Raw genomic sequence first — 18,277 nt, forward strand, 5'->3', positions numbered from 1 at the left:
GCGATTGGCAGGCCCCTTCGAGGGGTGGCGTGCCTATACTGATCGCTCTACGGGCCGGCCCAGGCCGTTGAAACGCCGTCGAGCCTGGCTCGGCGTTACCAGGGCAGCCAGAAGGGGAGTTCCGGCGTGTCACCCAGTGCTTCATTGATCGACCGCATCGAATCGATACCGAAGCGGGAGCTGTACTTTTTCGCGCTGTATCGCCTGCTGATCACCGCCGTGATCGCCGCGCTGCTGTTCAGCCCGCTCAAGACCCTGATTGGCGAGGCCGACCATCCGGGCCTGGCGGTCTGGGTCAGCGGCATCTATCTGGGGCTGGCGCTGCTGATCCTGCTGGTGGGCAGGAGCGAGCGCTGGCTGCACCGCATCGTCGTGGCCGGTGTCGGGGTGGACATCATTGCCGCCACCCTGCTCGCCCACGCGCTGCCCGGTGCCAGTGCCGGCATCTCGATGACGCTGCTGTTCAACATCGCCGCGGCCGCCACCCTGCTGCCGCTCAGCCTGGGCATGGGCCTGGCGGTGGCCGCCAGCGCCGCCACCGCCGGGGAGTACGTCTGGAAGCTGCTGGAAGGCGGCGACCCGACCCGTACCCTGGCCGAACTGGCCATGTTCATCACCAGCTACCTGGCCCTGGCCTTCGTCAGCTACCAGGTGGGCAACCGCGCGCGCCGCAACCAGCAACTGGCCAACCAGCGCGGCGACGAAGTGGCCAACCTGTTCGAGATCAACGAACTGATCATCCGCCGCATGCGCACCGGCGTGCTGGTAGTGGATGGCGCCAACCGCATCACCCTGGCCAACGAAGCGGCCTCCACCCTGATCGGTGACGCCGACGGCAATGGCGGCAGCGGCCGGCTTGAACTGGGCAGCGCCGCACCGGACCTGAGCCGCCGCCTGCTGCGCTGGCGCAACGGCTGGACCAACGAAGAAACGCCGTTGCAGCTGTCCCCGGACCAGCCCGAAGTGCAGCCGCGTTTCGCCCGGCTGCTGGCCGGCAGCGACCTCACCCTGGTGTTCCTGGACGACTCCACCGTGGTCTCGCGGCGCGCCGAATCGCTGACCTTGTCGGCGATGGGGCGCTTCTCGGCGAGCCTGGCGCACGAGATCCGCAACCCGCTGGCGGCGATCAACTACGCCGCCCAGCTGCTGGAAGAATCCACCGCCATCGGCGACACCGACCGCCGCCTGCTGCAGATCATCCACCAGCAGTGCCAGCGCACCAACGGCATCGTCGAAAGCGTGCTCGGCCTGGCCCGGCGCGAACGCGCCAACCCGGAAAACCTGGACCTGGCCGCGTTCGTGCGCCGCTTCGTGCTGGAGTACAAACAGGGCATCACCCTCGAGACGGACAGCATCGAGCCGATCATCACCGAAACCTCGGTGCATGCCCTGATCGACCCGCGTCACCTGCACCAGATCCTCACCGTGCTGGTCCACAACGCGCTCAAGTACGGCCGCATCGGCCAGGAACCGGCACGGGTGCGACTGCGCGTGGCCCGGCAGGAGCGCGCTGCCGTCATCGACGTGATGGACCGCGGCCCGGGCATCCCCGAAACGGTGGCCAGCCAGCTGTTCCGCCCGTTCTTCACCACCTCCGAGCACGGCACCGGGCTGGGCCTGTATATCGCCCGCGAGCTGTGCAAGGCCAACCAGGCCCACCTGGAATACGTGTCGGTGCCGGCCGGTGGCGCGTGCTTCCGGCTGGTCCTGGCCGGCCCACACACGATGCTGCCGCAATGAACCGTTCACCGCGGCGGCCGTCCCTGTGGGTTGCCACCTGCGTCAAACATTTGTCGGATACAACCGCCCTCGGCTATCTTTCCCCCATATGAACGACACCCGCAGCGCCCTCGTCGTCGACGACGAACGTGACATCCGCGAACTGCTGGTACTGACCCTGGGCCGCATGGGCCTGCGCATCAGCACCGCGGCCAACCTCGCCGAAGCTCGCGAGTTGCTTGCCAGCAACCCGTACGACCTGTGCATCACCGACATGCGCCTGCCCGACGGCAACGGCATCGAGCTGGTCACCGAGATCGCCCAGCACTACCCGCGTACGCCGGTGGCGATGATCACCGCGTTCGGCAGCATGGACCTGGCCGTGGAGGCGTTGAAGGCCGGCGCCTTCGACTTCGTCAGCAAGCCGGTGGACATCGCGGTGCTGCGCGGGCTGGTCAAGCACGCGCTGGAACTCAACAACACCGAGCGCGCCACACCTGCCGCGCCGCCGTCGGAACAGGCCGCCCGCCTGCTGGGGGATTCCCCGGCGATGGACGTGCTGCGCACCACCATCACCAAGGTCGCGCGCAGCCAGGCCCCGGTCTACATCCTGGGCGAATCCGGGGTGGGCAAGGAACTGGTGGCCCGCACCATCCACGCACAGAGCGCGCGTTCGGCCGGTACGTTCGTACCGGTCAACTGCGGCGCGATTCCATCGGAGCTGATGGAAAGCGAATTCTTCGGGCACAAGAAGGGCAGCTTCAGCGGTGCCCACGCCGACAAACCCGGCCTGTTCCAGGCCGCGCATGGCGGCACCCTGTTCCTGGACGAAGTTGCCGAGCTTCCGCTGCAGATGCAGGTCAAGCTGCTGCGCGCCATCCAGGAAAAATCGATCCGCCCGGTCGGTGCCGCCACCGAAGTGCCGGTGGACGTGCGCATCCTGTCGGCCACCCACAAGGACCTGGGTGAACTGGTCGAGGACGGCCGCTTCCGCCACGATCTGTATTACCGCATCAACGTGATCGAGCTGCGCGTGCCGCCGCTGCGCGAACGCCGCAGCGACCTGCCGCAGCTGGCCGCCTCGATCCTGGCGCGGCTGGCCCGTACCCACGAGCGCCCCACCCCGCTGCTGGCCCCGTCGGCCATCGACGCGCTGGCGCAGTACCACTTCCCAGGCAATGTGCGCGAGCTGGAGAACATCCTGGAACGCGCCCTGGCGCTGGCCGAGTCGGACAGCATCGGCGCCAGTGACCTGCGCCTGCCGCAGCACGCCACGCCGCGCCACGGCGCCGGCCCGGCACCGGTGCACGAAGAAGCCGTGGTCGACCTGCCGGCCGGTAGCGGTGCCCTGCCCTCCTACATCGAGCAGATGGAGCGCACCGCCATCCAGAAGGCGCTGGAAGAGAACCGCTGGAACAAGACCCGCACCGCCGCGCAGCTGGGCATTACCTTCCGCGCGCTGCGCTACAAGCTGAAAAAGCTGGGCATGGATTGAGGCCAGCGGCCCGGGTTTCCCGCACATGAAAAGGCCCGCATCCGCGGGCCTTTTCCGTTCAACCGCACCCGCTGATCAATCCTTGGTAACGCGGTTGATCTCGGCCAGGCTGGTCGTACCCGCCGCCGCCTTGACCAGCGCCGACTGCCGCAGGTCATTCACCCCGGCGCGCTGCGCGGCCTCGGCAATCTGGATGGCATTGCCACCGGCCAGCACGATCACCGAGATTTCCTCGCTCATCGGCATCACCTGGTAGATACCGGTACGGCCCTTGTAGCCCTCGGTGCACTCCTCGCAGCCCACCGGCTCGAACAAGCGGATGCCCGCATCGATCTGCGCCTGGGTGAAGCCTTCGGCCAGCAACGCATGCGCCGGCAGCTCGATCGGCCGCTTGCAGTTGCTGCACAGCCGCCGGGCAAGGCGCTGGGCGATCACCAGCGTGACCGAACTGGTGATGTTGAACGGCGCAATGCCCATGTTCATCAGGCGGGCGATAGTCTGCGGCGCATCGTTGGTATGCAGCGTGGACAGCACCATGTGGCCGGTCTGGGCGGCCTTGATCGCGATCTCGGCGGTTTCCAGGTCGCGGATTTCGCCGACCATGATGATGTCCGGATCCTGGCGCAGGAACGAACGCAACGCCGCGGCGAAGGTCATGCCGCGCTTGTTGTTCTGCTGCACCTGGTTGACGCCGGGCAGGCGGATTTCCACCGGATCTTCGGCGGTGGAGATGTTGCGCGTTTCGTCGTTGAGGATGCCCAGCGCGGTATACAGCGACACCGTCTTGCCCGAGCCGGTCGGGCCGGTCACCAGCACCATGCCGTAGGGCTTGTGGATGGCCTCCAGGAACAGCTGCTGCTGCGCCGGCTCGTAGCCCAGCTTGTCGATGCCCAGCTTGGCTGCACTGCCATCCAGGATACGCAGCACGATCTTCTCGCCGAACAGCGTGGGCAGCGTGCTCACGCGGAAGTCGATCTGGCGGGTCTTGGACAGGTTGAGCTTGATGCGCCCATCCTGCGGCACGCGCTTTTCCGCGATATCCAGCTGCGACATCACCTTCAGGCGCGCCGCGATGCGCTGGTTGAGCTTGACCGGGGCCTTGGCCACGTTCTTGAGCAGGCCGTCGATCCGGAAACGCACTCGGTAATCGTCTTCGTACGGCTCGAAATGAATGTCCGAGGCGCCCTTGCGGATCGCATCGATCAGCACCTTGTTGACGAACTTCACCACCGGGGTGTCGTCGCCCTTGGCGTCCACGCCGGAGTCGGTGGAGCCGCCGTCTTCGTCACCGCCGGCGACGTCAAGGTCGCCCATGCCGTCGTCGTCGCCGCCCAGCGCCGAGCCCAACGTGTCGTGCTTGGACTGCCACTGCTCCAGGGTGCGCTTGATCTGCTCCTCGTCAACCAGGATCGGCTCGACCACCAGGTTGGTGTGGAATTTGATTTCGTCCAGCGAATGGGTGGGGTCGCTGGTACCCACGAACAGCTTGCCGCCGCGCTTGAACAGCGGCAGGACCCGGTGCTTGCGGAGGAGTTCCTCGCTGACCAGGCTGATGGCGTTCTGGGCACCGTCAAAAATGGAGACGTCGAGCAGCGGCATGCCGAACTCAACTGCATTGGCCGCCGCCAGCTGGGCACTGGTGACCAGCTTCTTTTCAGCGAACCACTGCGGCAGGGGCTGCTTGGCGGCGCCGGCCTTGGCCATTGCGTCGCGGGCCACGGCCTCGTCCAGCACGCCATCCTGGACCAGGCGGCGGGCAATGCCGGTGATGCCGACGAGATTGGCAGTGGTTACGGCGTTCATGTGGATCCTTTGGTTCGATGGCGGCATCGGGCACGACATAGCCCCAAGGCAAATGGACCGCTCTGCCACCGGTTGAAGGCGATCAGCAGCTGCATCCTATCGTGCAGGCTCATGATAGTCCTGTCCAACGATGGCCAACATCCCTCGGATACCGGCTCGCCCCCTCAGCATCCGGTGGGGCGCACACGCGCTTCAAAGGCACTGCCGTCGCAGGACCAGATGCCTTCGGCACTCCTGCGCAGCACAAGATCCTTTCCGTCAACCGTGCTGTTGCCTTTGACCGTGCAGGTGATGGAACCGACGCCTGAATCGGCAAGTTCAGCGGCCACCGATGAACAATGCACGCTGCGGGACAGCCCGAGGTACTCCGGGGTGACCGCAGTGGCACTCTGGCTCTCGACTATGACCGCCTCCACCAGGGTCTTTCCAGGATGCATGTCGGCAAGAGCTGCCGTCACCTGCGTCTTTGCTATGTATAGCGGGAACACTGCTACCGCAACGGCAGCAAGGATGGAAATGATCGCGACCACGATCATCACTTCGATGAGTGTGAACCCCTTCTGCGTGTTCATGACTCCCCCTGTTTGACAGCAATCCCCATTGCCGTCCGTCACCACTACTGCGTCTTCCAGCCATTGGCGGATACCAAGGGCCGTGGCCACGGTCACTGGAAACACGGCGCCGCTTGATTCCACTGATGCCCTCAGCACAAGGCCCGCAATTGCGGGCCTTGTCTTGAACGCTGGGAATCGGAAATAAAGAACCTAATTTCCAGACCCCATCAACTCACTGAATCAGCTGCAGCCGTTCGGCTTGTACTTGGTGGCAACTGCCGTGGTGGTGCAAGCAAAACCGCCGGCCTTGGTGATTGCACCGCTGGTGGCATCCACAGTCGCTTCGGCATAATCCAGAGCAATGGTGGAACCGGTGCCGATGCGGCCCGGATCACGAATGGTGCAGGTCATGCCGGTCGCCGCGACGGCGATCGTGGAACAGCTGCCGGTGTTGTTGGCCTGGAAACCAGCGGTGGCCAGCGTCGGGGTACGGCCTTCGCTGACTTCCATCTCGAACTGCGTCTTGTGCGACGCCAGGTCGGCCAGTGCAGCGGTCACCTTCGACTTGGACACGTAGTCCTGGTAAGCCGGCAGCGCGATGGCGGCCAGGATGGCGATGATCGCAACAACGATCATCAGTTCGATCAGGGTAAAGCCCTGCTGCTTCTTCATGAGTACATCCCCTAGAGGTAGGTAAGAGTAAACACTGGCCCGGGGCCTGTCCGAGTGATCGGATGAGCAAGGCGACCGTCCGTGCGGGTGGATCAAAGCAGGTTGCGTGCCAACTTCTCAGCAATGCTCCCCAGCATTCCCCGGCGCAATGATCGCACCAATCTTCAGGATTGGAACCCCCCTCACAGCAATTTGCGACCGAACCGGCAGAGTGACGTGTTGCGTCACCTTGTGACCCTGAGGGTCTTGGACGAAAGTCACGGTTTCGTTGGAGCCGGGGATGCCACGGGCGCCCGGAACCGGCTACCATGCGCCGAGATAGCCCGCCTGGGGATGGTGTGGCTGGGGAGCCCTGTATGTCCGTTAGCCGTAGTGCAATCAAGAAAGAGCCCGTGGCGCGAAGCACCATGGAGCTGCAACCGTTTGTCTGGGAGGGGACCGACAAGCGGGGCGTGAAGATGAAGGGCGAGCAGCCCGCCAAGAACGCCAACCTGCTGCGCGCAGAGCTGCGTCGCCAGGGCATCACACCGAACATTGTCAAACCCAAGCCCAAACCGATGTTCGGTGCGGCCGGCAAAGCCGTCAGCGCCAAGGACATCGCCTTCTTCAGCCGCCAGATGGCCACCATGATGAAATCAGGTGTGCCGATCGTCAGCTCATTGGAGATCATCGGCAGCGGGCACAAGAACCCGCGGATGAGAAAGTTGGTGGATACCATCCGCGCCGACATCGAGGGCGGGTCGTCGCTGCATGAAGCAATCAGCCGGCATCCCGTGCAGTTCGACGAGCTGTACCGCAATTTGGTGCGCGCGGGCGAAGGCGCCGGCGTCCTTGAAACCGTGCTCGACACGGTAGCAACTTACAAAGAGAACATCGAAGGACTGAAGGGCAAGATCAAGAAGGCCATGTTCTACCCGGTGATGGTGGTTGTGGTCGCCATGCTGGTCAGCTCGATCATGTTGATTTTCGTGGTCCCGCAGTTCGAAGATGTGTTCAAGGGCTTTGGCGCTGAGCTCCCCGCCTTTACGCAGATGATCGTCAATCTGTCGCGGTTCATGGTGTCCTGGTGGTGGCTGTTCCTGATCGTACTGGGTGGCGCGGTGGCCGGCTTTATTTTCGCCTACAAGCGCTCCCCGAAGATGCAGCACACCATGGATCGCCTGATCCTCAAGTTCCCGGTGATCGGGTTGATCATGCACAACAGCGCGATTGCCCGCTTCGCGCGCACCACCGCCGTGACGTTCAAAGCCGGTGTTCCGCTGGTCGAAGCGCTCAGCATCGTCGCAGGCGCAACCGGCAACAAGGTCTACGAAGAGGCGGTACTGCGCATGCGCGATGACGTGTCGGTCGGTTACCCGGTCAACATGGCGATGAAGCAGACCAACCTGTTCCCGCACATGGTCATCCAGATGACCGCCATCGGCGAAGAGGCCGGCGCTCTGGATACCATGCTGTTCAAGGTGGCCGAGTACTATGAGCAGGAGGTCAACAATGCCGTTGACGCACTCAGCAGCCTGCTGGAACCGATGATCATGGTGTTCATTGGTACCATCGTCGGTGGCATGGTGATCGGCATGTACCTGCCCATCTTCAAACTCGGCGCCGTCGTCGGCTAAAGGTAACAATGGCATTTCTCGACCAGCATCCCGGCCTCGGCTATCCCGCCGCGGCCGGACTGGGGCTGCTGCTGGGCAGCTTCCTCAACGTAGTCATCCTGCGCCTGCCCAAGCGGTTGGAGTGGCAGTGGAAGCGCGACGCCCGCGAAGTACTGGAAGAGCCGGACATCTACGAGCCGCCGCCGCCGGGCATCGTGGTGGAGCCCTCGCACTGCCCGCACTGCAAGCACAAACTGTCCTGGTACGAGAACATCCCGCTGTTCAGCTGGCTGGCCCTGCGCGGCAAATGCCGCCACTGCCACGCGCCCATCTCGATCCAGTACCCGCTGGTAGAGCTGGTGACCGCGCTGCTGGTCCTGGCCAGCGTGTGGCAGTTCGGCTTTGGCTGGCAGGGCTTCGGCGCGATCGTGCTGAGCTGCTTCCTGGTGGCCCTGTCCGGGATCGACCTGCGTACCCAGCTGCTGCCGGACCAGTTGACCCTGCCCCTGATGTGGCTGGGCTTGATTGCAGCCAGCGACAATCTCTACATGCCGGCCAAACCGGCCCTGCTCGGCGCCCTGGCCGGCTACCTGTCGCTGTGGTCGGTGTGGTGGCTGTTCAAACAGATCACCGGCAAGGAAGGCATGGGCCACGGCGATTTCAAGCTACTGGCCGCGCTGGGCGCCTGGTGTGGCCTGAAGGGCATCCTGCCGATCATCATGCTGTCCTCGATCGTCGGCGCCATCATCGGCTCGATCTGGATCTACTCGCGCGGTCGCGATCGTGCCACCCCCATCCCGTTCGGGCCGTACCTGGCCATCGCCGGCTGGATCGTCTTCATGTGGGGCGAGCAGATCATCAACGCCTACATGGGCTACGCCGGCCTGCGCTGAGGGGCAGCCGATGAGCAGCTACATCATCGGCCTGACCGGCGGCATCGCCGCCGGCAAGAGCGAGCTCAGCCGCCGCTTCGAGGCCCTGGGCGTCACCGTCGCCGACGCCGACGTTGCCGCCCGCGAGGTGGTCGCGCCCGGCAGCGAAGGCCTGGCCCGGATCACGGCACACTTTGGACCCGGCATCCTACTGGCCGATGGCCAGCTGGATCGTGCGGCGCTGCGCGAGCGCATCTTCGCCTCCGCACAGGAGCGCCAAGCCCTGGAAGCCATCACCCATCCGGCCATCCGGCAGCGGCTGCGCGCCACCTGCGAGCAGGCCACCGGCCCCTATGCGATGGCCGCCATTCCGCTCCTGACCGAGGCCGGTGGCCGCCAGCAGTACCCCTGGCTGGACCGGGTGCTGGTGGTGGATGTACCGGTAGCGGTGCAGCACGCCCGCCTGCTGCAGCGCGATGGGATTACCGCCGAACTGGCCGATCGAATGATTGCCGCCCAGGCCAGCCGGGAACAGCGCCTGGCACTGGCCGATGACGTGGTGGTCAACGATGGCCAGCCCGAGCATCTGCAGGCGAAGGTGGAGCAGCTGGACCGCCTGTACCGCGAATTGGCCGCCACCCCCCGGTAGAGCCACCCCATGGGTGGCTGCGCAATAACCGCATGCCGCAAGGAGCAGCCACGCATGGCGTGGCTCTACCCGCGTGGGGCACGCGAACCGTTCAGCGGTAGCGCCGCCCCATGGGTGGCTGCGCAATAACCGCATGCCGCGAGGAGCAGCCACGCATGGCGTGGCTCTACCTGCGGGGGATTCGCGGATGCCGCCTTACAGCGCTGGCGCGAACGTCAGCGTGGCCACCACGCCCCGCTCTGCGCCCGGGCGCACACTTACCTGCCAACCGTACAGGTCGCACAGGCGGCTGACGATCGACAGGCCGATGCCGCCGCCCTGCGAATGGCCGGCATGGGTGCCGCGGTAGCCGCGCTGGAACAGCTTGGCTGCGTCTTCGGCGCTCAGGCCGGGGCCGCTGTCGATGACGTCCACGCGGTTGCCACTGACCCGTACGCGTACCGAGCCCTCCTGCGAATACTTCACGGCGTTGCCGATCAGGTTGCCCAGCGCCACCGACAAGGCCGATTCGGGCGCGTCGATGACCAGATCACGGTCACCCTCCAGCACCAGCTCCAGCGGCTTGCCGCCCAGTTGCGCACGATGGGCATCCAGCAGCTGCTCGGTCACGCGGGCGACATTGCTGCTGCCCTGCCCGCGCTCGTTGCGCGACAGCAGCAGCAGCGAGCCGATCAGGTCGGTGCATTGCTGTTCGGCCCGCTGGATGCGCTGCAGGCGCTGCACCACTTTTTCATCGAGGCCCGGGCGCGCCAGCAGCAGCTCGGTGGCGCCGCGGATCACGGCCAGCGGCGTGCGCAGCTCGTGGCTGACGTCGGCGTTGAACTCGCGATCGCGCTGCACCACCTCGGTAAGCCGGGACGAGTAATCATCCAGCGCCTGGGCCAACTGGCCCACTTCGTCATCGGGAAAGCGCGGGGCCAGCGGCTCCGGCTCGCTGGTGCCGCCGCGATAGGCGCGCAGGCGCGCGGCCAGGTCGGACACCGGCTTCATCACCTTGGACGCCGACCACCAGCCCAGGACCAGCGACAGCACGCTGAACACCAGGACGGAGAAGAACAGTGCGCGGTTGAGCTGGGCTTCGCCGCGGATGCTCTCGGTCATGTCGTAAGCGAGGAAGAACCAGGCATCGGGCGTCTTGCGGACGGCCAGCTTGTAGGAAAACGGCCGATTCTCTTCGTCCACCCCGGCCACGTTGTAGTTGCCCGTGGCGTAGGCAGCCCATTCGGGGCGCTCCTCACGCACCCGGTCGAACTTGTCCTTGGGGTAGGCGAACGCGCGCACCTGCTGGAAAGGCACTTCCGGGCTGCGGCCCGGATCGAGTTGATACCGCATCGCAAACTCGTCGATGTTGCGGTTCAACACATCTTCCACCAGCTGGTTTTCCACGCGCGCGCGGGTCCAGTTGGTGGCAAACGCAAACAGCGCCGTCAGGCACAAGCCCAACAGCGCGAACGATACGATGATGCGACTGCGCAGCCGACGCCGGTACGGTGCCCGGCGGCGCTCCCCCTTCGCCGTCACCGGATCAGGCTTCCGGGGCGGCGATGCGGTATCCGATGCCATGACGGGTCTGGATCAACGGCACCTCGAAGGGCTTGTCCACCACCGCGCGCAGGCCGTGGATGTGCACGCGCAGCGAGTCCGAATCCGGCAGTTCTTCGCCCCACACGCGGGTTTCCAGCTCCTGGCGGGTCACCACGGCCGGGGCCGCTTCCATCAGCGCCTGCAGGATCTTCAGTGCGGTCGGGTTGAGCTGCAGCAGCTTGCCCTGGCGGCGCACTTCCAGCGTGTCCAGGTTGTATTCCAGGTCGCCGGTTTCCAGTACGCGGGTCTGCACGCCCTTGCCGCGACGCGACAGGGCGTTCAGACGGACTTCGACTTCCTGCAGCGCGAATGGCTTGATCAGGTAGTCGTCGGCGCCGGAGTCGAACCCGGCCAGCTTGTTGTCCAGCGAATCCCGTGCGGTCAGCATGAGCACCGGGGTCTGCTTGCGCGCTTCATTGCGAAGCTTGCGGCACACCTCGATCCCGTCCATTCCCGGCAGATTGAGATCCAGCACGATCGCGTCGAACTCATGGACCACGGCCAGGTGCAGGCCGGTCACGCCATCGGCGGCGAAGTCCACGGTGTGCCCGCGGTCTTCAAGATAATCGCCCAGGTTGGCGGCAATGTCGCTGTTGTCTTCAATTACAAGAATTCGCACTGTGACCTCTGTTTCATGAGGGATTGGCCTGGACCGCGATGCTGCGGCACGGGGCCGCAGCATCGATTTCCTTGCGCTGCCTGCTGAACGATACAGGCTTGATTCTTAATAGTAGACACCGAGCGATGCGATGCCCGCGTCATTTCGTATCGATTTTGATCGTCTGGTTGCCGCGCTGCTGGTTGTCGAGCAGCCTGCGGCTGTCCTCGGTGTCGCGCCGGCGCTGGGCAACCGTGCGGCAGGTGCTCTGCTGCATGTTGCTGCCGGTGACGCGCTCGCGGCGGCAGACCATCCGGCTGTCTTCCTTGGCGCGGGTCATCACCGTATTGACCACTTCCTGGTCGTTGAATATCGCCGTACGCGCCTGCGGATTGAGCTCATCGAAGCGGCTATGGCCTTCCATCTTCAGCCGGATACGACCGATGGCCTGCTGGACGGTGTTCTTGTCCTCGATGGTCATCTCACTGTAATTCTCACTGCGAAGGGCAGCTTCCAGGCGATCAAGCTGAGCGGCCGCCGGTTCATCGGGGCTGAGTCGCACAGACTCATCAGTGGACTTTGCCCAGGCACCGCCAACGGCAAGCAGGGCCAGAACCAATACGGTGTATCGACGCATATTCACAACTCCCATCCTTCCATGAACGAAGCGCTGACTTTACGAGTCCAAACGGGCCGTAACAAGGGACTGATGGCAGGGGGAGAAGGTTCCCCGGCCGGCTGGAAAAAGGCCCAGACGGTAAACCGCCTGGGCCTGAAGTGTGTTCCCGATTACCGATCCTGCTGAGGAGGGCAGAGCTGCGGTTCGTCGAAGCCTACGCCGGGGTCGATTAAACCGGTGTTAAGCGCTCCGAAAGGTTTCGCAAAACCAATCAAGCCCTTGAATTTGAAGGTTTTTTCATGGCCGCGACGTGATCGATGATGCGGCCCGCCAGGTCGGCCTGGCAGATCGCCTCGATGCCTTCCAGCCCCGGCGTGGAGTTCACCTCCAGCACCAGCGGGCCTCGGCTGGAGCGGATCAGGTCGACCCCGGCCACGCTCAAGCCCAGTGCTTTGGCCGAGCGCACCGCCACCTGCTGTTCGGCGCGGCTGGCCTTGGCGGCGCGGGCGCTGCCGCCGGCATGCAGGTTGGAGCGGAAATCCCCGTCCGGGGCCTGGCGCTGCATGGCGCCCACCACCTGGTCGCCCACCACCAGGCAGCGCAGGTCGGCCCCCTGGGCCTCGCCGATGAACTCCTGCATCAGGAAGTTGGCATACAGCCCGCGCAGCGCCTCGACGATGCCGCGCGACGCGCTGGCCTTCTCGGTCAGGATCACCCCCCTGCCCTGGGTGCCCTCGTTGAGCTTTACCACGTGCGGCGGTGGGCCGAGCATCGACAAGAGGTCAACGGTGTCGTCGGGGTTGTCGCCGAAGACGGTCACCGGCATGTCGATGCCCTTGGAGGCCAGGATCTGGTGCGCACGCAGCTTGTCGCGGGCCCGCAGGATGGCGTCGGAGGGGTTGGGCGTGCGCGCGCCCATCATCTCGAACTGGCGCAACACCGCAGTGCCATAGCGGGTGACCGAGGCCCCGATGCGCGGGATCACCGCATCCACCCCGGTGATCGGCCGACCCTTGTAATGCATGGTGAAGCCGTCGGCGGCGATCCGCATGTAGCAGCGCAACGGATCGAGCACCCGCACGGTGTGGCCGCGGGTGCGCGCGGCTTCGACCAGGCGGCGCGTGGAGTACAGCTTGCTGTTGCGGGACAGGATGGCGAGTTTCATCGCGATGCGAAGGGGCGGGAAAGCGCGCAGCATAGCGCGGGGCCAGCGTGGCCAGATGACGGTGTGCGCCTGCGCAGGCATGCGCCCCGGATGAATGCCCTGTCAGTCCTTGGGCAGCGCCAGCCGCGCGCGTTGGCCGCTGCCGCCCACCGACACCGCGGCCTGCCGCCACTCCACCACCACGTCCAGGGGAACCTCCACCAGCGGCTCCCGATGCCAGCCATCGGCATCCCCCCATTCCTGGTACGCCTGCAATTCCAGACGGCCGTCGTCGCCTGCAGCGAGCACCTCCAGCCAGGCGCTGCGACGTTGCTTGCCCTGCCCTGCAAACACATGGCGCCGCACTGCCTGCCAGCGGCCATGCCAGTACACCAGCCACACGCCTTCCACGGGCCGATGGGTGGCATCCAGGCAGACGCCGGCCACCACGATGCAATGGCCACCGGGACTGGCAATGACGGTGTCCAGATCGCAAACATGGCGTCCGCTGTCTACGCCGTCCAGGGCCAGCGCGTACGGCTGCGTGTGCGTGAAAAGATCAGGATGGGCGGTCAGCCGCAGGTCGTCGGGCAACAGCAGGCGTGCGCTGAGCTCGCGACCGTCGCGCAGGCGGTGGCGCAGCTGCGTCTGCATCGGGCTGGCCAAGGCCGGATCATCGGGCGCCAGCCAAAGGCCGTGGTACGCACGCAGCGCGGTGGCCACATGCGGCTGGCGCACCACCCACGCCGCCGCGCCGGCATCCCCGTCAGTCTGGCGCCGTTCGCCGAGCCTCTGCCAGAACACGTGGGGGACCGCGTTGAAGTGAAGCAGGACCTTGCGCTGCTCGTCATACCCCAGCACCCCATCGCTGCGGTCAACGTAGCCCGACGCGAGGCGCAGCGACGTTCCCGCCAGGTCGGTCCACGTGCCGGTCTGCGCAGTGCCGCCGTCGCAGGCGATGTCGTCCACGATCGCACCATCGCGCAGCATCTGCGTGCAGTACGCCGGACCGCCCATGCCCAGCTCGCCCCAGCCCAGGGTCACATCGCCGGTGGGGGGCCGGCGGGCGAAGGGTGACAACGGCGTCGAGTGCAGTGTCGCCCCGCCGACCGGCAGCACGTCGCCCGCCAGGTCGAAGCGCTCCAGCAGGCGTTGTACTGCAACCGTGGCGGCCAATGCAGCAATCACGCCCAGTGGCGACCACCAGGCGATGCACACCGCCACCAGCACCCCGCTGGGCAGCCAGCGGGTGTAGCGACGCAGCGCGGTACGGTCGGCGGGCCCCGGCGAGGACGACACGTGGGCGTTATTCCTGCGCCGCACGCGGCGCATCCATCCGCACCTTTGGGGTACAGACACTGTCGTACTGCGCGGTAGCCAGCCAGTCGAGGTTGGATCCTGCCGGAATGCGCGCTACCGGCCCGTCGATGGTGCTGCGCTCCCAGCCTTCGCCTTGCCGTCGTGCGGCATAACGCAGGTCCCACTGCCCGTCCTCCAACCGGTACATCGCGACGGTGCCCCGGGTGCAACCGGCCTCGATCCGGTACGTTTTGTAGCCCGGTACCCGCCCTTCCACGCGACGCGTGCCGTCGGGCAAGGTGGTGCGCGTCGACACCGTCGCCTGTACGCCGGGCTCGGCCGGAAACTGCTCCAACGGCGGCAGCACCGCCCACGCGGGCGCGACCATGGCGGTGAAGACGGGGACCAGCAGATATCGCAGTCGAAATGCTGTGCGGTCGACGCTGCGACGGATCATGAACATTCCTTTTTCAGATCGGGCAAGCGGATAGTATGACGGCGACCCCGTGCCACCCTCATGTCGCCCTCCGCCCCCGCCGATGCGCGGTGAATTGTGTCGACGCCGCGCAGGCCTGCACTCTCCAATGGAGTTCCCATGAAATGGATCCTTCCCCCCGGCATTGCACTGCTGAGCCTTCTCCTGTCGGCGACGACACAGGCTGTACCCGTTTCCTTCACCGATTACAGGGATTTCTACCGCTCGTTGGGCGGCGCACTGTTCCCGGAAGCGGGCACGGACATGGCGATGCCCTGCACGGACGCGCCCCGCAACTGCGTCTGGGTGACCTCGATGGGCCAGGCGCTACGACGTTTCGACCAGCCCCTGTGGAGCGGGCCGGGCGACCTGGCCATGACACCCCCTGCCGGCGTACCCGAGGTGGCGTTCGACGGCGAGGCGTTGGTGGTGGGTACGCAGCGCTGGCCCCTGAGCCGCGCGATCAACCTCGCGCCCGCACCGTGGAATGACAACGCGCCGATCGCTGCCGAAAACGTGGCAGTCATGACGCTGTGGCACCGCGGCAGCTCGGTGTGCCTGGACATCCGCCAGGTCAGCAGCGGCAAGGGCGACCGCTACACCAAGGTAGTGCTGCTGCATGAGAAGCGGCTCTACGTACTGCCCCCGCTGTTCGGCACCTGTGCTGCGGTTCGCGAAGCGCCGCACCACGGGTTCAGCTATCCGAGCAACTCCTATTTGGGCGCCGGGATGGAAACCGACCCGGAAGGCCTGCAGGTGGACTACCTGCTGTCTGACGGCATCACGCGCATCGCACGCTACCGGCTGCGCTTCCCTGACCACGACAATCCCTTCGTGTTTGAGGCCATGCGCGAGTAAGGGGGGGATGGCAACGGCCAACGTGCGCCGGTGGTTCCCAAGCGATGCCGCGGGAAATGCGCGGATCTGGCGCGCTGTGCAGATTGCCGCGCGCGAAAGACGCGATGGCGGTACGCATGCAGAAAGAGGGATTACGCTTCGTTCAAAGGCTTGCAGAGCGCCGCAGGTTGCAGCGGAAGCCGTTGATGGAGCGGGTGAAGGGAATCGAACCCTCGTCAGTAGCTTGGGAAGCTACAGCTCTACCATTGAGCTACACCCGCATCGCGCCGGGCAAGTTTATGCGGCGGGGCGGTAAAAACGCAACGGGCGGCAGGGGGCCGCCCGTTGTGGCTGGCTTTCGACAGCCGCCGGCAACGCCCCGTGCGGGGCGTTGCGCGCGGTGGATCAGAAGCTGCCGCTGAAGCTGGCGAACAGCGACACGTCGCGGGCACGCTTCTGCAGCGTGGTGGTGCTCATGCCCACATTGCTGTTCAGGCCCCACAGGTTCAGGCGCGCACCCAGCACGGCGGTGGCGTAGTTCTTGTCGAACTCCAGCCCCGGCACCTTGTACATGCCCACCTCCGGCATCGACTGCAGCCACGCGCTGGCCTGCTTGTCGTCTTCGAACTCGTGGTCGTAGGTGACCTGCACGTACGGCTTGACGCTGCCGCCGTCGAAACGGGCCTGCCAGCCGATGCGGCCTACGGTGGAGTCGACATCCTGGTCGCCATAGCCCAGCGCGGTGGCGCTCGGGTTGCTTTCGGTGTAACCGTCCAGCTTGACCTTCTGCCAGATCACCGCGGCCACCGGACCATGGCGGAAGCCGCCCTCGGTGCCGAACTCATACCCGGCGTTCAACGCGGCGGTCAGGTTGCTGCCTTCCGGCGAGCCTTCGTGGATACGGGTCGCCGGGCCCAGCTGGACCTTGCGGGTGACGTCGTAGTCCAGCCAGCTGTAGCTGACCTGGCCGTTGACCCAGACGCGCTCGCCATACCAGCCGGCGAACAGGCCCAGCGAGGTATCGGACTGGGTGAAGTCGCCCTTGCTGTTGCCGAAGTCGGCGTCCACGCGGCCATAGCCGGCGAAGGCGCCGACCACCATGCCATCACGCGCCCAATCCACGCCGAACAGGCCGGCCGGGGCCATGCCGTCGTACAGGTCGGCATGCGCGTAGCGCTGCATGTCGCCACGCAGGTTGCCCCACCAGCTCAGGCCGTCGGCCGGGCGGCCGTCCAGGTGCCAGCTGACCTGGTCGGCGCGCGAACGACCGACCGTCTGGGCCGAGTGGGTCAGGATCTGCTGGTTGCGCGGGGCTTCCAGGATCGACAGAGTGTACTGGCCCAGCATCTCGTGGGTCGCGTTGGACGGGTGCACGCCATCGGCGAACACATAACTCTTGTAGGCGTCCGGTGCCGCATAGGCGGCCGGGCTGCAGGTCAGCGAGGTTGCGGTGAGGCAGGCCTTGCCGGTGGCATTGACGAAGCCGTAGGTGGACGGGCTGGCGACGATTTCCTGCAGGATGTGGAAGGTATCCACCGGGATCACCTGCAGGCCGGCCGCTTTCAGGCCACCGAACAGTGCGTCGTTGTAGGCCTTGGCCAGCGCGGTCCCGGCCGCCATGCCCGCCGGGCCGGCGGCGCGCGCGTCCGGGGTCAGACCGATGTCGGGAATGGTGGGCACCACCACGTACTGGGCACCGGCCGCCTTCAGCGTACCGACGATGCCGACCTGATCGGTCACCGCCGCACCCAGGGTGGCGGCCAGCGGTGCGCCGCGCTGGATGGCGAACAGGTCATTGGCGCCGCCCCATACGGTGTACAGCGCGTTCGGGTCGGCCTTGCCGCCATTGGCCGCCAGGTACTGGTTCATCTGGGTCTTGAGCGAGTACACCGGCACGGCCGGGGTACCCGGTACCAGCACCTGGCTGGTATCCACGCCGACGCGGGCGCCGCCGATGGCGTAGTTGTCACCGTTCTGGCCGTTGCCGTGCGCGGCGCCGTTGGTGCCGTAATAGTCGGCCACGTACTCGGCCCAGATCCAACCGGGGTTGGTGGTGAACTGGCCGATGATCGGGTTCGCGCTGGCCGGCAGCAGCGGGCGGAAGTAGCCGGCGTCGCTCAGGCTGTCGCCAAATACCACGGTCTTGGTATACGGCGACTGGGCCATGGCCGGCAGGGCGGCCATGGCGATGGCCACGGCCATCAGGGAACGCAGGGGGCGCTTGCTGAGCAGCATGTAAAGCTCCTTGAAGTGGGGGAACAACCGACGTACGCCGGCGCACGGTGGCAATGGTTTCACTGCGCCCCGGGCAATTCACGCTGCGTCGCCGCATGAAATCGCCCGGCCGCCTGAAAACCCAGCG

Annotated in this window: 16 protein-coding genes and 1 tRNA gene; 6 read left to right on the forward strand and 11 right to left on the reverse strand. The window is 65.8% G+C overall.

Annotated features, from left to right (window positions below; all coding sequences use genetic code 11):
- The first annotated feature begins 126 nt into the window (after positions 1-126).
- Together ABIA71_RS17070 and ABIA71_RS17075 are read left to right on the forward strand one after the other, a co-directional pair.
- A complete protein-coding gene (locus tag ABIA71_RS17070; RefSeq protein ID WP_354286755.1) occupies positions 127-1,740 on the forward strand; it encodes a sensor histidine kinase in 1,614 nt (537 codons plus the stop codon).
- 88 nt (positions 1,741-1,828) lie between these two features.
- Positions 1,829-3,214: a sigma-54-dependent transcriptional regulator gene (locus ABIA71_RS17075; RefSeq protein WP_354286757.1), complete on the forward strand. Its 1,386-nt coding sequence runs from the start codon at positions 1,829-1,831 to the stop codon at positions 3,212-3,214.
- A gap of 75 nt (positions 3,215-3,289) precedes the next feature.
- On the opposite strand, the gene pilB is transcribed toward ABIA71_RS17075, so the two are convergent.
- The 3 genes from pilB to ABIA71_RS17090 all read right to left on the reverse strand — a co-directional run bounded on the left by pilB (position 3,290) and on the right by ABIA71_RS17090 (position 6,243).
- A complete protein-coding gene (gene pilB, locus ABIA71_RS17080; RefSeq protein ID WP_354286759.1) occupies positions 3,290-5,017 on the reverse strand; it encodes a type IV-A pilus assembly ATPase PilB in 1,728 nt (575 codons plus the stop codon).
- Between the two features lie 164 nt (positions 5,018-5,181).
- A complete protein-coding gene (locus tag ABIA71_RS17085) occupies positions 5,182-5,589 on the reverse strand; it encodes a pilin (protein WP_354286761.1) in 408 nt (135 codons plus the stop codon).
- Between the two features lie 222 nt (positions 5,590-5,811).
- Entirely contained in the window at positions 5,812-6,243 is a 432-nt protein-coding gene (locus ABIA71_RS17090) for a pilin (protein ID WP_354286763.1), read from the reverse strand.
- A 356-nt stretch (positions 6,244-6,599) separates the two neighbouring features.
- Here ABIA71_RS17090 and ABIA71_RS17095 point away from each other — a divergent pair, with 356 nt between their 5' ends.
- Genes ABIA71_RS17095 through coaE form a run of 3 tightly spaced genes read left to right on the forward strand, consistent with a single transcriptional unit; the run spans position 6,600 to position 9,359 of the window.
- Positions 6,600-7,859, forward strand: a complete 1,260-nt coding sequence (locus ABIA71_RS17095) for a type II secretion system F family protein (protein WP_354286764.1) — start codon at positions 6,600-6,602, stop codon at positions 7,857-7,859.
- Positions 7,860-7,867: 8 nt separating this feature from the next.
- Entirely contained in the window at positions 7,868-8,731 is an 864-nt protein-coding gene (locus ABIA71_RS17100) for a prepilin peptidase (protein ID WP_354286766.1), read from the forward strand.
- Positions 8,732-8,741: 10 nt separating this feature from the next.
- Positions 8,742-9,359, forward strand: a complete 618-nt coding sequence (gene coaE, locus ABIA71_RS17105) for a dephospho-CoA kinase (protein WP_354286768.1) — start codon at positions 8,742-8,744, stop codon at positions 9,357-9,359.
- Between the two features lie 195 nt (positions 9,360-9,554).
- Here the strand turns inward: coaE and ABIA71_RS17110 are convergent, their stop codons facing one another.
- From ABIA71_RS17110 to ABIA71_RS17135, 6 genes are all read right to left on the reverse strand, one after another.
- Positions 9,555-10,922, reverse strand: coding sequence for a sensor histidine kinase (locus tag ABIA71_RS17110; RefSeq protein WP_354286770.1), 1,368 nt, complete (start codon positions 10,920-10,922; stop codon positions 9,555-9,557).
- Positions 10,885-11,562 carry a response regulator transcription factor gene (locus ABIA71_RS17115; RefSeq protein WP_017356179.1) on the reverse strand — a complete coding sequence of 226 codons (678 nt, stop codon included), beginning with the start codon at positions 11,560-11,562 and terminating at the stop codon, positions 10,885-10,887. Before ABIA71_RS17115 ends, ABIA71_RS17110 begins: the two co-directional genes overlap by 38 nt.
- Before the next feature lie 139 nt (positions 11,563-11,701).
- A complete protein-coding gene (locus tag ABIA71_RS17120; protein ID WP_354286811.1) occupies positions 11,702-12,178 on the reverse strand; it encodes a hypothetical protein in 477 nt (158 codons plus the stop codon).
- Between the two features lie 253 nt (positions 12,179-12,431).
- Positions 12,432-13,325: a 30S ribosomal protein S6--L-glutamate ligase gene (rimK, locus tag ABIA71_RS17125; protein WP_354286772.1), complete on the reverse strand. Its 894-nt coding sequence runs from the start codon at positions 13,323-13,325 to the stop codon at positions 12,432-12,434.
- Between the two features lie 102 nt (positions 13,326-13,427).
- A complete protein-coding gene (locus tag ABIA71_RS17130; protein WP_354286773.1) occupies positions 13,428-14,627 on the reverse strand; it encodes a hypothetical protein in 1,200 nt (399 codons plus the stop codon).
- On the reverse strand, positions 14,611-15,060 hold the full coding sequence (locus ABIA71_RS17135; RefSeq protein ID WP_354286775.1) for a hypothetical protein: 450 nt from the start codon (positions 15,058-15,060) through the stop codon (positions 14,611-14,613). The genes ABIA71_RS17130 and ABIA71_RS17135 overlap by 17 nt, the downstream gene beginning before the upstream one ends.
- Before the next feature lie 138 nt (positions 15,061-15,198).
- Between ABIA71_RS17135 and ABIA71_RS17140 the strand changes: the two genes are divergently transcribed.
- Positions 15,199-15,936, forward strand: a complete 738-nt coding sequence (locus ABIA71_RS17140) for a hypothetical protein (protein WP_354286777.1) — start codon at positions 15,199-15,201, stop codon at positions 15,934-15,936.
- Between the two features lie 186 nt (positions 15,937-16,122).
- Here ABIA71_RS17140 and ABIA71_RS17145 read toward each other — a convergent pair.
- A tRNA-Gly gene (locus tag ABIA71_RS17145) sits at positions 16,123-16,196 on the reverse strand.
- Between the two features lie 124 nt (positions 16,197-16,320).
- A complete protein-coding gene (locus ABIA71_RS17150; protein ID WP_354286779.1) occupies positions 16,321-18,150 on the reverse strand; it encodes an autotransporter outer membrane beta-barrel domain-containing protein in 1,830 nt (609 codons plus the stop codon).
- Positions 18,151-18,277: the final 127 nt, after the last annotated feature.

It is taken from the genome of Stenotrophomonas sp. 2619 (genome assembly GCF_040548725.1).
GTDB lineage: Bacteria > Pseudomonadota > Gammaproteobacteria > Xanthomonadales > Xanthomonadaceae > Stenotrophomonas > Stenotrophomonas maltophilia_AP.